The sequence below is a fragment of the Acinetobacter sp. CAU_H_29a_1 genome, assembly GCF_058599505.1.
In genome coordinates this window covers 3,283,147-3,298,677 of the sequence record NZ_CM178655.1, presented here as the reverse complement: position 1 = coordinate 3,298,677, position 15,531 = coordinate 3,283,147, and the positions used below count along the sequence as shown (strand labels likewise).

14 protein-coding genes and 1 riboswitch are annotated in these 15,531 nt (G+C 44.4%); of the genes, 5 read left to right on the top strand and 9 right to left on the bottom strand.

Annotation, left to right across the window (positions count from 1 at the left end; genetic code table 11):
• Positions 1-60: 60 nt before the first annotated feature.
• From AC4MDD_RS16540 to xerD, 3 genes are all read right to left on the bottom strand, one after another.
• Positions 61-1,365 (bottom strand): homoserine dehydrogenase, encoded by a 1,305-nt coding sequence (locus AC4MDD_RS16540; RefSeq protein ID WP_010325700.1) that lies wholly within the window; start codon positions 1,363-1,365, stop codon positions 61-63.
• A 129-nt stretch (positions 1,366-1,494) separates the two neighbouring features.
• The gene (locus AC4MDD_RS16535; RefSeq protein ID WP_004692830.1) at positions 1,495-2,304 is read right to left on the bottom strand and encodes a DsbC family protein; all 810 of its coding nucleotides are present in this window, start codon (positions 2,302-2,304) and stop codon (positions 1,495-1,497) included.
• Positions 2,305-2,430: 126 nt separating this feature from the next.
• The gene (gene xerD / locus AC4MDD_RS16530) at positions 2,431-3,348 is read right to left on the bottom strand and encodes a site-specific tyrosine recombinase XerD (RefSeq protein WP_419282458.1); all 918 of its coding nucleotides are present in this window, start codon (positions 3,346-3,348) and stop codon (positions 2,431-2,433) included.
• A 180-nt stretch (positions 3,349-3,528) separates the two neighbouring features.
• Here xerD and AC4MDD_RS16525 point away from each other — a divergent pair, with 180 nt between their 5' ends.
• The 5 genes from AC4MDD_RS16525 to ftsW all read left to right on the top strand — a co-directional run bounded on the left by AC4MDD_RS16525 (position 3,529) and on the right by ftsW (position 8,647).
• Positions 3,529-3,789, top strand: a complete 261-nt coding sequence (locus AC4MDD_RS16525; RefSeq protein WP_010325703.1) for a FeoA family protein — start codon at positions 3,529-3,531, stop codon at positions 3,787-3,789.
• Positions 3,786-5,645, top strand: a complete 1,860-nt coding sequence (gene feoB, locus AC4MDD_RS16520; protein ID WP_491882040.1) for a ferrous iron transporter B — start codon at positions 3,786-3,788, stop codon at positions 5,643-5,645. The genes AC4MDD_RS16525 and feoB overlap by 4 nt, the downstream gene beginning before the upstream one ends.
• A 27-nt stretch (positions 5,646-5,672) precedes the next feature.
• The gene (locus AC4MDD_RS16515) at positions 5,673-5,924 is read left to right on the top strand and encodes a DUF6587 family protein (RefSeq protein WP_004692822.1); all 252 of its coding nucleotides are present in this window, start codon (positions 5,673-5,675) and stop codon (positions 5,922-5,924) included.
• Between the two features lie 160 nt (positions 5,925-6,084).
• Complete coding sequence (gene murD, locus AC4MDD_RS16510) at positions 6,085-7,431, top strand: UDP-N-acetylmuramoyl-L-alanine--D-glutamate ligase (RefSeq protein WP_491882039.1); 1,347 nt, start codon at positions 6,085-6,087, stop codon at positions 7,429-7,431.
• 19 nt (positions 7,432-7,450) lie between these two features.
• Positions 7,451-8,647 carry a putative lipid II flippase FtsW gene (ftsW, locus tag AC4MDD_RS16505; protein WP_010325707.1) on the top strand — a complete coding sequence of 399 codons (1,197 nt, stop codon included), beginning with the start codon at positions 7,451-7,453 and terminating at the stop codon, positions 8,645-8,647.
• Between the two features lie 152 nt (positions 8,648-8,799).
• Here the strand turns inward: ftsW and gluQRS are convergent, their stop codons facing one another.
• The 6 genes from gluQRS to AC4MDD_RS16475 form a co-directional block, all read right to left on the bottom strand.
• Positions 8,800-9,732, bottom strand: coding sequence for a tRNA glutamyl-Q(34) synthetase GluQRS (gene gluQRS, locus AC4MDD_RS16500; RefSeq protein WP_491882038.1), 933 nt, complete (start codon positions 9,730-9,732; stop codon positions 8,800-8,802).
• Positions 9,733-9,734: 2 nt separating this feature from the next.
• The gene (gene dksA, locus AC4MDD_RS16495) at positions 9,735-10,262 is read right to left on the bottom strand and encodes an RNA polymerase-binding protein DksA (protein ID WP_004692816.1); all 528 of its coding nucleotides are present in this window, start codon (positions 10,260-10,262) and stop codon (positions 9,735-9,737) included.
• Positions 10,263-10,471: 209 nt separating this feature from the next.
• A complete protein-coding gene (cpdA, locus tag AC4MDD_RS16490) occupies positions 10,472-11,269 on the bottom strand; it encodes a 3',5'-cyclic-AMP phosphodiesterase (protein ID WP_279733536.1) in 798 nt (265 codons plus the stop codon).
• Positions 11,270-11,279: 10 nt separating this feature from the next.
• Complete coding sequence (locus AC4MDD_RS16485) at positions 11,280-11,900, bottom strand: NUDIX domain-containing protein (protein WP_078390096.1); 621 nt, start codon at positions 11,898-11,900, stop codon at positions 11,280-11,282.
• Positions 11,901-11,975: 75 nt separating this feature from the next.
• A complete protein-coding gene (thiC, locus tag AC4MDD_RS16480; RefSeq protein WP_491882037.1) occupies positions 11,976-13,868 on the bottom strand; it encodes a phosphomethylpyrimidine synthase ThiC in 1,893 nt (630 codons plus the stop codon).
• A gap of 144 nt (positions 13,869-14,012) precedes the next feature.
• Positions 14,013-14,140, bottom strand: a riboswitch (TPP riboswitch).
• Between the two features lie 69 nt (positions 14,141-14,209).
• Positions 14,210-15,262, bottom strand: a complete 1,053-nt coding sequence (locus tag AC4MDD_RS16475) for a hypothetical protein (RefSeq protein WP_419282454.1) — start codon at positions 15,260-15,262, stop codon at positions 14,210-14,212.
• Between the last annotated feature and the right edge of the window lie 269 nt (positions 15,263-15,531).

The following is a 15,531-nucleotide window of genomic DNA, read 5'->3' as shown; positions in this document are numbered from 1 at the left end:
TGTTCCAATTGTGTGTAGAGCTTGGTGAGGAAGAGAAGAGCGTTCTTTTCCTCAACCCGATTAATTATCAAGCGATTCTAAACGAATTCGCACGATTTCGCCATGAATGACGGGTAAGGCTTGAATTTGAGCAAGTGCCTCGTCCATTTTTGATTCAACGACTGGATCAGTCAAAATCACGATTGGAATAAGGTCTTTTAAGCGTGGTTGTTGCATGATGGCATCGATACTGATGCCTGCACGGCTCAGAATCGTAGTTACATCGGCCAAGACGCCAGTTTGATCTTCAGCATTAATCCGGATGTAATAACCGGTGGTCATTTCTTCGCGGCTTAAAATGGGCACATTGGTCAGTGCTTCGAAGGCCAATTGTGGAATCGTTCCAGCGCCATCTTCGGTATACGAGATATCACGGACGATATCAATGACATCTGCAACGACCGCAGAAGCCGTTGGACCTGCGCCTGCGCCTGCTCCATAGTACAAGGTTGGGCCGACAGCATGTGCTTGTACCAAGACAGCATTTTTAACGCCGTTGACATTGGCAATCAGTTCTTCCGCAGGGATCAAGGTTGGGTGAACACGAAGTTCGATGCCATTCGCCGCACGACGCGCAATCCCCAAGTGCTTAATACGGAAACCCAGTTCTTCAGCATACTTCACGTCTTGCGCTGTGATTTTACTGATGCCTTCGGTATAGACTTTGTCAAACTGTAGCGGAATACCAAAAGCACACGATGCTAAAATCGTGAGTTTATGTGCAGCATCAATGCCTTCGACATCAAAAGTTGGATCAGCTTCGGCATAACCCAGCTCTTGTGCTTCTTTGAGCACATCGGCAAAAGCACGACCTTTTTCACGCATTTCAGTCAGAATAAAGTTGCCTGTACCATTGATGATACCCGCTAACCAATTAATCTTGTTTGCAGCTAGACCTTCGCGCATCACTTTAATGATGGGAATGCCCCCTGCAACCGCAGCTTCATAGGCGATTTGCACGGCATTGTCATCCGCCAGCTTGAACAGCTCATTACCATGTTCAGCAAGTAAAGCTTTGTTCGCGGTGACCACTTGTTTGCCATGCAAAATGGCTTCTTTAATCACTTCATATGCAGGGTGGATGCCACCCATTACTTCAACCACAACATCGACATCAGGCTGACGCACAATGTCGAGTAAGTCAGCACTTTGCTTGACCTCATCGCCTAAATCTAAGTCTGGACGAGGGCGGCGTGTGCCGACATAGGTAATTTGAATTTCACGACCGGTGCGACGTTTAATCTCAGCAGCATTTTCTTTTAGTAGTTTAAGGGCACCACCACCCACAGTACCAAGACCGAGGATTGCCAGACGAACTGGTTTCACGTCACACTCCAATTTACTTATATATATTGAACCAAGCCTAGATCATAGCTAAAAAAACTGTGAGACTCTAGGAAAGAAATCATTTTATGTTCAACTATAAATATTAGTTAAATAACAAATAAAAATTAGTTATTTAAGGCGATTTAATAATTCACTTGGGGCCAAATAGCCACCGAGATATTCACCATCTTCATTGTAGATCGCAGGTGTCCCATTTACGCCCATGTTCAGACCCAACTGGTATTGATCTCGTACTGGGTTTTTACAGGTCGCTGGTGGAAGTTGAGCACCTGAAATTGCTTGATCAAAGGCAGCTTGACGGTCTGCGCTACACCACACACTTTCCATGGCTGGCATGAACTGTTCGCCACGCGGCCATGCAATGTAACGTACTTCAATGCCTTGAGCTGTGATTTCAGGGATGTGTTCGTGCAGTTTATGGCAGTAAGGGCAGCTGGCATCGGTAAAGACATAAACCACATGCTTGGTCTTGCCTTTGGCTTTATAAACCAGTAAGTCTTCAGTTTTGAGCCCTGCTAGAAGCTTTTTGTTGGCTTCAGCTTGCAGATTGTCGCTGACGTTGTGGAGTGTTTTATCGCCCAAGCGAATCACATCACCTTGGATAATATATTTACCATCTGCCGTGGTATAAACCGAGCTCATCCCTTCAAGATTGACCCAAAATAAATTTGGCACTTCAGTGGTTTTGATATCGATGATTTTGGCATTGATATTGGCTGTTTTGAAATGCTTTTGAAGAGTGTCAATTAAACGTTGCTTTGCGTTGCGTTCCGTCAAAGTCGACGCTTCACCTGTGGCTGGCGCGCTTGCTGTTAAAGAGTCTTGTTTTTTTTCTTCAGTGTTATTTGAACATGCTGTAAATAGAACACTTGAAGCAATGGCACAGGCAATGAACAATGGTTTACGGGTAAATAACATAGATAACCCTTTTTCTTTTGACTTTATAAAAACAGAGCGCCAAGCATAGCAAAAAAACTATAGGTCTCGGTAATACTTCGTAGTCTTCGTGCTAAAAACAGCCTTAAGTTATGGATGATCAAGACCTTAAGCCCTTGGGTGATAGCTGGCGTGTAGTTGTTGCATACGTACTTGTGCAACATGGGTATAAATTTGTGTCGTGGACAGATCACTATGTCCCAATAACATTTGTACTACACGCAAGTCGGCGCCGTGATTGAGTAAATGCGTTGCAAAAGCGTGTCGTAAGGTATGTGGAGACAGTTCAGCCTGAATCCCTGCTTGTAAGGCATAGCGTTTAATGGCATACCAAAAGTTTTGCCGACTCATAATGCCGCCATGTTGAGTTAAAAACAGATAGTCAGTTGCAGATTTATATAATTGCGGACGGGATTCAATTAAGTATTTTTCGACCCATTCCACTGCGATTTGCCCCAAAGGTACCAGCCTTTCTTTATTGCCTTTACCCGTAATTCTTAAATAGCCTTGTTTTAAATTGATTAAGTCTAGGCGTAAGTTCAGTAGCTCAGATACACGCAGTCCACAGGCATACAACACTTCAAACATGGCACGATCACGGAGTCCGAGAGCGGTTTCAATATCTGGAGCTTGAATTAAGGCATCCACGTCTTGCTCAGACAAATCTTTAGGCAGTGCGCGGCCAATTTTGGGTGTTTTATGTAGTGCGACAGGGTTGTCTGAACGCAGTTTTTGTTCCCGTAGAAACTTAAAAAAAGAACGCAGAGCAGACAGACAGCGCGCAATGGAGCGCGGGCTTTTGCCTTGCTTGGTCAGGGCCAGCAGAACATCGGCGACATCATCACTGCGCCATTCGGGCATGCTCACCTGACTACACTCGCTGCACTGCAATAAGTCCGAGAGATAAGCATTTCGGGTGTGTGGGCTGACGGTTTGTGCAATGAGATAATCTTTAAAGCCGTGTAAAAAACTGAGCTGAGTTGGAATTTGAACAGGCGCAGGCACACGCGGTTTTTTATTTAACATAAAGCTCTCAAGCACATCATCACGGAAAGACAAAAACAAGGAATAGGGGTTTTATTCAATGTAGTGTAATCATTCTCGCTTGTCGATGTGTTATAACAGATGCGAATCATTATCGAATCTGATTTGGTAATTATTCTCATTTGTTTGTATACTGTTCAAAATATTAAAGGGTTGGATGCGGTGCGTTTATCTGATTTAAAAGTCAAACAAACTGCCATCATTAACAAAGTGAATCATACTTTGGATGGCGAAGCTCAGACTGATTTGGTGGCTAGTCGTCTTGAAACATTAGGCTTTGTCGCAGGTACAAAAGTACAGGTGATTACCAAAGGTGTTTTTGGTGGCGATCCAATTTTAATCCAAGTGGGTTTTACACGTTTCGCCTTAAGAAAAGTTGAAGCTGAAAAAATTGAAATTCAAGTCGAAGGAGCACCTAGATGAGTGATGCCTTGCGTGTTGCCCTTGTAGGTAATCCAAACTGCGGTAAAACTTCTTTATTTAACCATCTCACTGGAACACGCCAAAAAGTAGGTAACTATGCGGGTGTAACGGTTGAGCGTAAAGTTGGTCAATTTAGTCTTCCTTCTGGTCAAGCGGTTCGCGTTCTGGATTTGCCAGGGACGTATAGCTTAGATGCGACCAGCCCTGATGAAATGATTACCCGCGATGTGGTGATGGGGAAAATTGCAGACGAAGATCAGCAAGATGCTTTCTTATGTGTGGTTGATGCAACCAACCTCAAACTTCACCTTGGTTTAGTGATTGAACTGATTGCATTGGGCCGTCCAATGTTAATCGTTTTAAACATGATGGATGAAGCACGTCGCCGTGGCATGCAAATCAATACCCAAAAGCTTTCTGAGCGCTTGGGTGTGCCGATCGTTGAAACGGTTGCGGTGCGTAACTCGGGTATTGAAAGCCTGCTTAGCGCTTTAGAGCAGGGCAAATATGCCGTGCCTTATACCGAGCTGACGGGTTTAAAAGGCGACACTGCACATGAGAAAGTAGAAAATTTATTACATGACGCTGTGCAGTACGTCGATGAAGAAGACAAGCGAACTGATTTTCTAGATAAGATTTTCCTACATCCAGTTTTGGGTTTAGTTAGCCTTGCCGTCATGATGTTTATTGTCTTCCAAGCCGTTTTTGCTTGGGCTGCGCCGTTTATGGATGGGATTGAAACTTTCTTTGGCTGGCTAGGTGAAACCATCGGTGGGTCCATTAGCCAACCTTTGCTTAATAGCTTGGTGGTGGACGGAGTTATTGCGGGTGCGGGTGGTGTGGTGGTGTTCTTACCGCAGATTTTAATTTTGTTCTTCTTTATCTTGGTGTTGGAAGAGTCGGGTTATTTACCGCGTGCCGCGTTTTTGCTGGATAAACTGATGTTTAAAGCAGGTCTTTCTGGGCGTGCCTTTATTCCATTGTTATCAAGCTTTGCCTGCGCAATTCCGGGCATCATGGCATCGCGTACCATTGGTGATCCGCGTGACCGTTTGACCACGATTTTTGTTGCACCGCTGATGACGTGTTCTGCACGTTTACCTGTATATGCCTTGTTAATTGCCGCTTTTATTCCTGAACAAACCGTTTGGGGCCTATTCAATCTGCAAGGTTTGGTGTTGTTTGCATTATATATGGCCGGGATTGTGAGTGCACTGTGTGTATCTTTCGTTCTGAAGTTCTTCCAGAAAGATAAGTCACAACATATGTTGATGATGGAGTTGCCAAGCTATCGTTTCCCTGACTTAAAGAATATTTGGATTGGTTTACTTGACCGCGCCAAGATCTTCTTGCGTCGTGTGGGTGGCATCATTTTCGCGTTGTCTATTTTGCTGTGGTTCTTGTGTACTTTCCCGCAAGCCCCTGAAGGTGCGACTTTACCAGAAATTGATTATTCATTTGCCGGTATGCTCGGTCATTTACTACAACCGATTTTTGCACCGCTGGGCTTCAACTGGCAGATTTGTATTGCCTTGATTCCAGCCATGGCCGCTCGTGAAGTCGTAGTGGCAGCTTTAGGTACGGTATATGCCTTATCCGCTGTCGATGAAGATGCAATGTCACAAGGTTTGGCTTCACTGATCAGTAGTGGCGGTGAGCTCGGCTGGTCGGTGGCGACTGGTCTGTCTTTATTGGTGTGGTTTATTTATGCGCCGCACTGTTTGGCGACTTTGGCGACGGTCAAACGTGAAACAGGTTCATGGAAAACCGTGAGTTTTATGACCATTTACTTGTTTGGTTTGGCTTATTTAATGTCATTCCTGACCTATCAAATTGCAACGCACTATTTGGGCTAATTGGCGTAAATAGGCGAGGAGATTGAGATGATTGAAATTCTAATTGTTGCTGCTCTGGTGATCTGGAGTGCCGTGGTGGTATTTAAGAAAGTATTTCCTAAGACATCGGGTTCAGTTTTCATGTCCTTGTCTGCGCTGTGTGAGGCTCGAGGTTGGACGCGTTTAGCAACGTGGTTAAAACCGTCAATGGCTGGTGGTTGTGGCGGAAACTGTGCTTGTCCAGCAACGGAAGACAGCAATGCGAAAAAGCCTGAAGTCCAAGCGGTGAAGTGGAAATAAAAACGATTTTTGCTCACAAATAAAAAAGCCGTCCAAGAGGGGCGGCTTTTTTACGCACTGACACAAAAAAAGTGCAGGAAAGTCAAAACAGAAAAAGCATTCAAAACAGCAAAGTGCTAACATTTCCGCAGATAAATCTCAGACCAAGCATGGGGCGAAAATGTTAATACAACGTGGTGGACTTAAGGTCGTTGCAGGGCTCGGCATTTCTGGTGTTGCAGCGGTCAATTTTTTACATAACCAAGGCTACCGCGTTGCAGTAACGGACTCTCGGTCGACCCCGCCCGGTCATGACCAAATTCCAGCAGAGGTACAAACCAGTTTTGGTCAGTTTGACGCAGAACTGTTGTTGTCTGCTGAAGAAATCGTTATTAGCCCTGGGCTCGATCCGAAACTACCTGAAATTCAAGCTGCGATTGCCAAAGGTATTCCCGTGGTGAGTGAAATTCAAATCCTACGCCGTGCAACCGACAAGCCGATCATGGCCATTACTGGGTCGAATGCAAAAAGTACCGTGACGACCTTGATTGGGCTAATGGCTGAACATGCAGGTGTAAAAGTCGCGGTAGGCGGTAACCTTGGTCGCCCAGCGTTGGATTTGACCAAAGATGAGCCAGATTTATACATTTTAGAGCTATCCAGCTTTCAGTTAGAAACCACTTCAAATTTACAAGCTGAAGTTGCGGTGGTACTGAATATGAGTGAAGACCATCTTGACCGTCATGGCGATATGATGGGCTATCACACCGCGAAGCATCGCATTTTCCAAGGTGTGAAAAAAGTCGTTCATAACCGTGATGACTCACTTACTCGTCCTTTGGTCCCTGATGCTACGCCAATGCAAAGCTTTGGTTTAAATGCACCTGATATGAATCAGTACGGTGTATTAAGAGATGACGACGGTACGATCTGGTTGGCCCGTGGCCGCACACGTTTATTGAACAGTGCAGAGATGTATATTCAAGGCACGCACAATGTGGCCAATGCTTTGGCCTGTTTAGCTTTAGGTGAGGCAATCAATCTTCCGCTGGAGTCGATGTTGGAAACACTGAAAAGCTTTAAAGGCTTAGAGCATCGCTGTGAGTTTGTGAAAGAAGTTGAGGGTGTTCGTTACTATAATGACTCTAAGGGCACCAATGTAGGCGCAACACTGGCTGCGATTGATGGTCTAGGTGTTGCGATTGAAGCCAAAGGCGGCAAAGTCGCGATCATTTTAGGTGGTCAAGGCAAAGGGCAAGACTTTAGCGCTTTACGTGAGGCTTTGAGCAAATACGTGAAGGTGGCTGTGTTGATTGGTGAAGATGCGGCGTTGATTGAAAAAGCCGTGGCAGGAACAACGACCTTACTGCATGCTGAGACTTTAGAGCAGGCGGTTGCACTTTGCCAAGCCCATACCCAAGCCTATGATGTCGTGTTATTGTCACCTGCATGTGCAAGTTTTGATATGTTCAGTGGTTACCCACAGCGCGGACATCAGTTTGTCGCTTGTGTGCAAGAACTCCACTAAAAATAATAAGGAAATTGAGATGGCTGAGTTTGCTCAGACAACGATCAATAAAATTAACCAGTTTTATAGCCGTTGGGCGCCGCGTGTACCCAGCGAAGTGACACCGCGTAATGTGTTGATCTTTTGCGTCATTGCATTGTTGTGTTTAGGTTCGATCATGGTCGCATCTGCGTCGATGCCTTATGCTGAACGCCTTCATGAGAATTCATTTCACTATGTCCTTCGTCACGGCATTTCAATTGCGGTGGCTGGCGTTTTGGCCTATGCGGTATACCGAGTTCCGCTCAATGTTTGGTTCAATAACACCTTTCCGCTGTGGATTTTGACCATTTTACTGCTGGCCGCTGTGTTGGTCGTCGGTACGGAGGTCAATGGTTCGACCCGCTGGATTCGTGTTGCGGGCTTCACCTTGCAGGCTTCTGAGGTTGCCAAAGTGATGATGGCGATTTTCACAGCCGACTATGTGGTACGCCGTGCCGAAGAAGTAAGAAATAACATCAAAGGCTTGATTCGTCTCGGCATCATTATGCTATTGACGGTGGGTTTGATTATTGCGGAGCCCGACTTGGGTGCAACCGTGGTCATTAGTTTGATGATGCTCGGGATTTTCTTCCTTGCTGGCGCGCCGTTGATTCAGTTTGGTATGGCTTTTGGTGCAATTTTTGCGGCATTTGTCTTTCTGATTGTGTTTGAGCCTTACCGTTTTGAACGTCTAATGTCTTTCTCAAACCCTTGGGAAGATCCGCTAGGCACTGGTTACCAGCTTTCCAATGCCTTGATGGCCTTTGGACGTGGTGAATGGTTTGGTGTAGGACTTGGCCACAGTGTACAGAAAATGGCCTACTTACCTGAAGCCCATACCGACTTCATGTTGGCTATTTTAGGTGAAGAGTTTGGCTTTTTCGGCATCACTACGGTCTTAATTCTGTCCTTTACCATGTTGCTGTGCTGTATCAAAGTGGGTCATCGTGCGCTGAAGAATCAGTACCTGCGTGCGGGTTATTTGGCTTATGGGGTATCGATTATTTTCTTACTGCAAATTTTGGTAAACGCAGGTATGAATATGGGTATGCTGCCAACCAAAGGTTTGACGCTACCTTTTATTAGTTATGGCGGTTCATCACTGATTATGTGTGCAGTGATGATCAGTTTGATTTTGAAAATTGATGCAACAACACAAAGTGCTAATCCAACCAAAGAAGAATCCAGCTTCTAAGCGGGTTGTTCTTTCATCACGCTTTCCGCAGACTAAACGTACTTTTCGTTTTATGCGGATAGCGTTTGAGCCCTTCTAAATTTTTTGAATTTCTTTCAATTACAAACGTTGCGCACTAGACCTCGCGTTGAGTTTCTGCCGCAATCGTTTTGCTATAAATAGATACCGTGCAGGGTAGTATGGTGCGGAATTAGTGAAACATCCCATTGCGCAATGGCTTGTTGCAACATTCGTTCAGGGTGGTCTAACGCGACAGATGGCTGATTTAGAGCATGTATCGCTTGAGCGAGTAGTGCTGGTGCTTGGTTAAGATCCAGTGCCTGTGCCATATTTTGTTTAGACAACTTTTGCCCTTGATCATTCATGGCTAAAGGCAGATGCATATAGCTAAGACGTGGGTAATCTAGCAGCTGACCTAAATAAATTTGTCGCTCGGTATTATCCAATAGATCTGCACCACGAACCACATGGGTGATGCCTTGTAGGTAGTCATCTACCACGACCGCTAATTGATAGTTGATAATGCCATCGCGGCGTTTCAGTACAAAGTCACCGAGCTCATGTGCCAGTTGTGAGCAGTGTCGGCCTTGCAGAGCATCATCAAAACAAATCTCGACATCTTCTACTTTGACGCGAATGGCTTGTTGCTCAAAAGGCAGAGTAAGGTCACGGCAGGTGCCTGCATAAATGTGGTTAGAACCGAGCATTTTTCGGGTGCACTGACAGGCATAGACCAGTTTGAGTTGATGCAGTTGTTGAATCACGTCTTCGTATATATCGAGACGATCTTTTTGGAAAATAATATCCGCATCGGGCTGAAAGCCGAAAGCCTCAATACAACGCAAGATATGGCTTTCACTGCCAGGGTAAATACGCGGGATATCGGTATCTTCGATACGAACCAACCATGTGCCTTGATGTGCTTTAGCTTCGCAATAACTGGCAACGGCGGTGATGAGTGAACCAAAATGCAAAGGGCCGGTTGGCGATGGCGCAAACCGACCTGAGTAGCGAGTCAGCGAAACATCGTTTCGCCGCTGCGCAAGAGCCAAGCGATGCTTGGCTGGAGAGTTATCAACAGTCACAATTAACCGTTATTTTGCTTCTCTTTGATTTCTGCCAGTGTTTTGCAGTCAATACATAAAGTTGCAGTTGGACGAGCCTCTAAACGGCGCAGACCAATTTCGATACCACAGGTTTCACAGAAACCATAGTCATCGTTTTTAATCGCTTCAATTGATTGTTCGATTTTGCGGATGAGTTTACGTTCACGGTCACGTGTACGTAGTTCAATTGCAAACTCTTCTTCTTGTGTCGCGCGGTCATTCACATCAGGCAAAGCGGTGTTTTCGTCTTGCATGGTGTTGAGTGTGCGGTCAACTTCTGACATCAACTCTGCTTTCCATGCCAACAAAATTTGGCGGAAGTGCTCAAGCTGACCTTCAGACATGTATTCTTCATTTTTTTTCGGCTGATAAGGTTCAATACCAAATAAGCTTGCAGTAGAACCACCGTCAGTCGCTTTAGGCTTAGTTTTGCGCACACGTTTTGTAGATTTTTCATCTACAACATCAGTTTGTTCGTCTAAGACAGTATTTTGGTTGTCATTCGCCATTTAGGGCAATCCTCATCATATACGTATCTTTAATACGCAAAAAATATGGTGATATGCAAGTGTTTTTATCCACCCTCGAGGAGATTAACCCTCGGGGGTCGTCATCATATAGACTTTTTAAGTATTTTGATAGTCTTTGATGTTTGGATTAAATTGATCACTTTTTCGTAAGAGCAACTAAGGTAATTGAAAACGATAAAAATGAAAAGTTAATAACCTGAAATTTCAACATTTATTTTTTGCTGTGCGTGTAAGACACGTTCTACGTGGGTTTCATGGCTGCCATCTGCGTTTAATTGTAAAATACGATAACCTGGTGCTTGCTCATCTAAGGCAAAATGATCACTTAAAGGCTTAAATTGGACACTGGTAGACGGCGTCGAGTAAAACTGAATACCATGCCATTCACGCCATGATTCTTGATGGACATGTCCCGACAGCACAATTTTGACATTGTGGTATTTTGCAAGAACCGCAGTAAGGTCTTGGGTGTTCTTGAGTTTATGTTGGTCAATCCATTTTGACTGCATTTCAAAAGGATGATGATGACAGGCAATCACAATGTGTTGCTGGCCAAATTCTTGTAGGATTTGTTCCAGTTGGTTCAATTGTGCTTCATCGACCCAGCCATCGATTTTACCTTTGACAGCACTATTGAGTAAAACCACGCTCCAAGGGCCAAAGTGAATCACATGAACTTTGTTTTGCTGCTGATGAAAAGGGAAGTGTTCGGCATTGTCATGATTGCCCGGAACCTGATAAAACGGCGTCTTTAAACTCTGCATAAAGTCTAAATAGCGTTGATAGGTTCGAGGCACAGGTACTTGTGCCAAGTCGCCCGTATGGACGAAGGCATCAATTTGTGGATGACGTTCCACAATGTGTTGTATTACATGATGAAAGCTTTGCTCTGGATTCATACGTACAAACTCCAGATGATCTTGATCCATCAAGTGCGTATCTGAAATTTGGATAATGGTCCAATTTTTCTCATTATTTAAAGTCATGCCTGACCCCTTAGACATTCCTTGTCGTTTTAATCTGTTGTTGTAGCCATTGCAAGGCCATTATGACAGGCGCATTTCTGAGCCGACCATTGGAAAGTAATGTATCGATCTGCGCATAATCAATCAGGTGTAATAAAATATTTTCACCTTCATCGGGCATACCAAATACACCACCTTGTTCGGGTAAATCGGCCGCAGCACTATACAGATGAAACAGTTCCGCACAGGCACCTGCAGAAGGATAAAAGCTAAACAGATGCTGTAAGTGTTCAATCTGACAGCCTGATTCTTCTAATGCTTCACGGCGAATACAGCTTTCAGGTGATTCATCACCATCGAGTACTCCCGCAATAATCTCCAATTGCCAAGCTGAATCTTGATCATCCATAGCACCAATACGAAATTGTTCAATCAAGGCAAATTTTTGTTGTGCATCATCATAAATCAAGACACCCGCAGCTTCAGGACGCTGAATGAGCTCACGTGAAATCACAGCGGTGTACTCAGTTTGATTAAACAGGCGATGACGTAAATTTACTTTTTCTACTTGAACAAAACCCTGAAAAACAAAGGCCCTGTCTACAATTTGGACATCTTCACTGTGATATGTAGCTTGCTTAATTATGTTCATAAAGCGCAATCAGGATGAAATTTATCATTTCATCCTAACTGAGAATCGTATGATTACAAAAGGTTTTTTATCAACTTACACTTTTTGGTACAAGTTTTGTCCGGTTGCATGGAATTGTTTTTTCATGCTATCGAGACCGTTTTCAACCTCTTCTTGCTGAATTTTATTCAGTGTAGCGTTTTGCTGATTTTGTGCATAATCACGCACGTTTTGGGTGATTTTCATCGAGCAAAACTTGGGACCACACATTGAACAGAAGTGTGCAGACTTGTGCGCTTCCTTCGGCATGGTTTCATCATGCATGCTACGCGCCGTGTCTGGATCAAGACTGAGATTAAACTGATCTTCCCAGCGGAATTCAAAACGTGCTTTAGATAGGGCATTATCACGGACTTGCGCACCCGGATGACCTTTGGCCAAATCTGCTGCATGTGCTGCAATTTTATAGGTGATGATGCCATCTTTGACGTCTTTCTTGTTCGGCAGGCCCAAGTGTTCTTTAGGGGTGACATAACAGAGCATAGCAGTTCCATACCAACCAATCATCGCTGCACCAATCGCAGAAGTAATATGGTCATAACCCGGTGCAATATCGGTGGTTAATGGCCCTAAAGTGTAGAAGGGTGCTTCTTGGCAGACTTCAAGTTGTAGATCCATATTTTCTTTAATCATGTGCATAGGCACATGCCCCGGACCTTCAATCATCACTTGCACATCATGTTTCCAAGCACGATGAGTCAACTCACCTAAAGTGCGTAATTCAGAGAACTGTGCTTCATCATTGGCATCTTGAATACAGCCCGGACGTAGACCATCACCGAGGCTGAATGACACATCATAAGCCTTCATGATTTCGCAGATTTCATCAAAATGCGTATAGAGGAAGTTTTCTTGATGATGGGCCAAACACCACTGTGCCATGATCGAACCACCCCGAGAGACGATACCAGTGAGGCGATTCGCCGTCATTGGAACATAACGTAATAAGACGCCTGCATGGATGGTGAAGTAATCTACGCCTTGCTCAGCTTGCTCGATCAGCGTGTCTTTGAAGATTTCCCACGTCAGGTCTTCCGCTACCCCATCAACTTTTTCTAAAGCTTGATAGATCGGTACGGTACCAATCGGAACAGGCGAGTTACGGATAATCCACTCACGAGTTTCATGGATATTTTTACCCGTCGATAAGTCCATGATGGTGTCTGCACCCCAACGGGTTGCCCATGTCATTTTTGCGACTTCTTCATCGATTGAAGAGCCGAGAGCCGAGTTACCAATATTGGCATTGATTTTCACCAAGAAGTTTCGGCCAATGATCATCGGTTCAATTTCAGGATGGTTAATATTGGCAGGAATAATCGCACGCCCTTCAGCCACTTCTTTGCGCACAAATTCAGGCGTGATTTCCATCAAGTTATGCGCACCAAAGTTTTGTCCCGCGTGCTGACGTGCATCGACTCCTTCACGTTGACGCTGATTTTCACGAATAGCGATGTATTCCATTTCAGGAGTGATGATGCCTTGTTTGGCATAATGCATCTGCGTGACATTGTGGCTTGCTTTGGCACGACGTGGTTTTTGAATATGAGCAAAACGAATATCAGCGGTACGAATATCCCGTAAACGCTCTTGACCAAAGCTTGAACTGAGGCTGTCTAACATTTCAGTATCATTGCGCTCTTCAATCCAACTTTCACGGACATTCGGTAGACCTTTGTTTAGATCAATACTGACATTGGTGTCGGTATACACACCAGAGGTGTCATACACCATCACTGGTGGATTGTACTCACCGCCTAAGCCTGTTGGGGTTTCGGTCAGTTCAATCTCACGCATGGGGACTTGAATGTCTGGGCGTGAACCTTGGATATAAACTTTTTTAGAGGCAGGCAAGATACGGGTCAGATCTTTAGCATCTTGTTCATGTTGTGCTGAAATTTCAGCGGAAAGATTCGTTAACTGGTTCATTGCAATGATCCTTATGAATGACATCAACGAATCAAGCACGACCAAAAACGATGGCAATTGAAGCTATTTCTGTGTGTTGTTGATTTGCGGGTACAAATGCAACGGATGTATTTCTACTGGAAATAGTTCAATGAAAGGCGTTCAGTTTTTAGATGGCTTGATTCCTACGCAGGTCTTAACCTGATCAGGTTCAACGGTACTCAGCTTCAAAACTTTATTGAAAAGTCTTAGCTGATCTCAGCGAGCAATTACTCGCGCTCCGTCAAGCGATGCATCATCTTAACATGCACTGTTGTTAAAAACAGCGACCTTTTTATTCAAAGTGTGAAGGGGGAATGTGTTCAACGTTCTAAGCAAATGGCATCGCTTAAGCAGTCTTTGCCTTGATCGGGTTGGACCATACGTAGTTGAATAAAATGCGCCAATTGTCTTTGTAAGAGTTGATCTGCACCGAGGCGCTGTGCGTGAGCGGAAGCAGGCAAGATGATTTGAGCCGCTCTTTGTTCAGGACTGAGCGCCACAAACTGTAAAAATAAGCGTGCTTGATCCGTCACTATTGAATTTTTTAATGCGGCTAGGCGCTCAATTTCTTCCAAATAATTGCTTTGCACGGTATAGCCGTCGTAAACGCGTTGAGTATCCAGTCCGATAAACAAGAGGGTGCTGTATAGATTCAACAGATGACGTGCATCTTGGTGGTAGCTACTTTTCGGATATTCCTGTAAATAGCTTTCCCAATACAGCGCACGATCCGCAATTTCTTTGGCGTCAATTTTGACCTGACTCCCAATCACGGCTGGGTATTGATTCTGTGTCGCCAGATGTTCAATAAACGCTTGCTCTGCGACAGGGAGATAAGGCGCGAAAATTTTGGCTAAATATTCAGGGCTACGGCGGTAATGCACTTGTCCTTCGCCTGCATCAAACAGCTCGACATAAGACTGCCCTTGGTGTTTGATGAGGTATTGGTCGCGAATGGTAAGTTGCTCAAAAAGACTTTGTTGAATGGTCGGATGCTGAGCCATTTCTAGGGCATAGCTTTCAAAAGCACGCTGCTGTTGCGGTGTACGTTCAACCGATAAAAAGTCACGGTACATTTTATTGGATAAACCCAATAAATGCTTTTGTTGTTGAAAGCCGAGTAAAGGTAAACACAGCTTAAGATCTTGATTGATTTGCTCTAAAGCAAAAGTCGTACGTTGTGCATCTATTTCCGACATGTTTTTGTCAATTTTTTGGCACAAATCGGTTAAGTCCAAGGTTTGAGTCGAAGACGCTTCTATTTGTGCGGGCTCTTGAAAGCTGACAGGTTCAGGTTTCTGACAGGCAGCCAACAGGGCGCACATGAAAATCAGTGCGTAAGGTTTAAGCGAAAATAAAGAAGAATGATTCACAGCGACTCGATCAAAAAACTCAGTTCAGCGACAACACAGTAGAGAAACTCCTTTTCTCCGTGCCTCATTTTATAGGGGGAATGGAATTTTTAATGTGTAGTATTGTGAATGAGTTTGTTGAACGGGCTGTGACACTGTTTAATATTTACTTCATAATGAACAAATTAGTGGGCGCTATTGTAACCAGTGCAATAAAAAATATACGAAAAAAATGACAACCCGTTTTAGTATAGCGTTGCTCAGAACGAGGCCAGTGAGGCGGAAAGGTT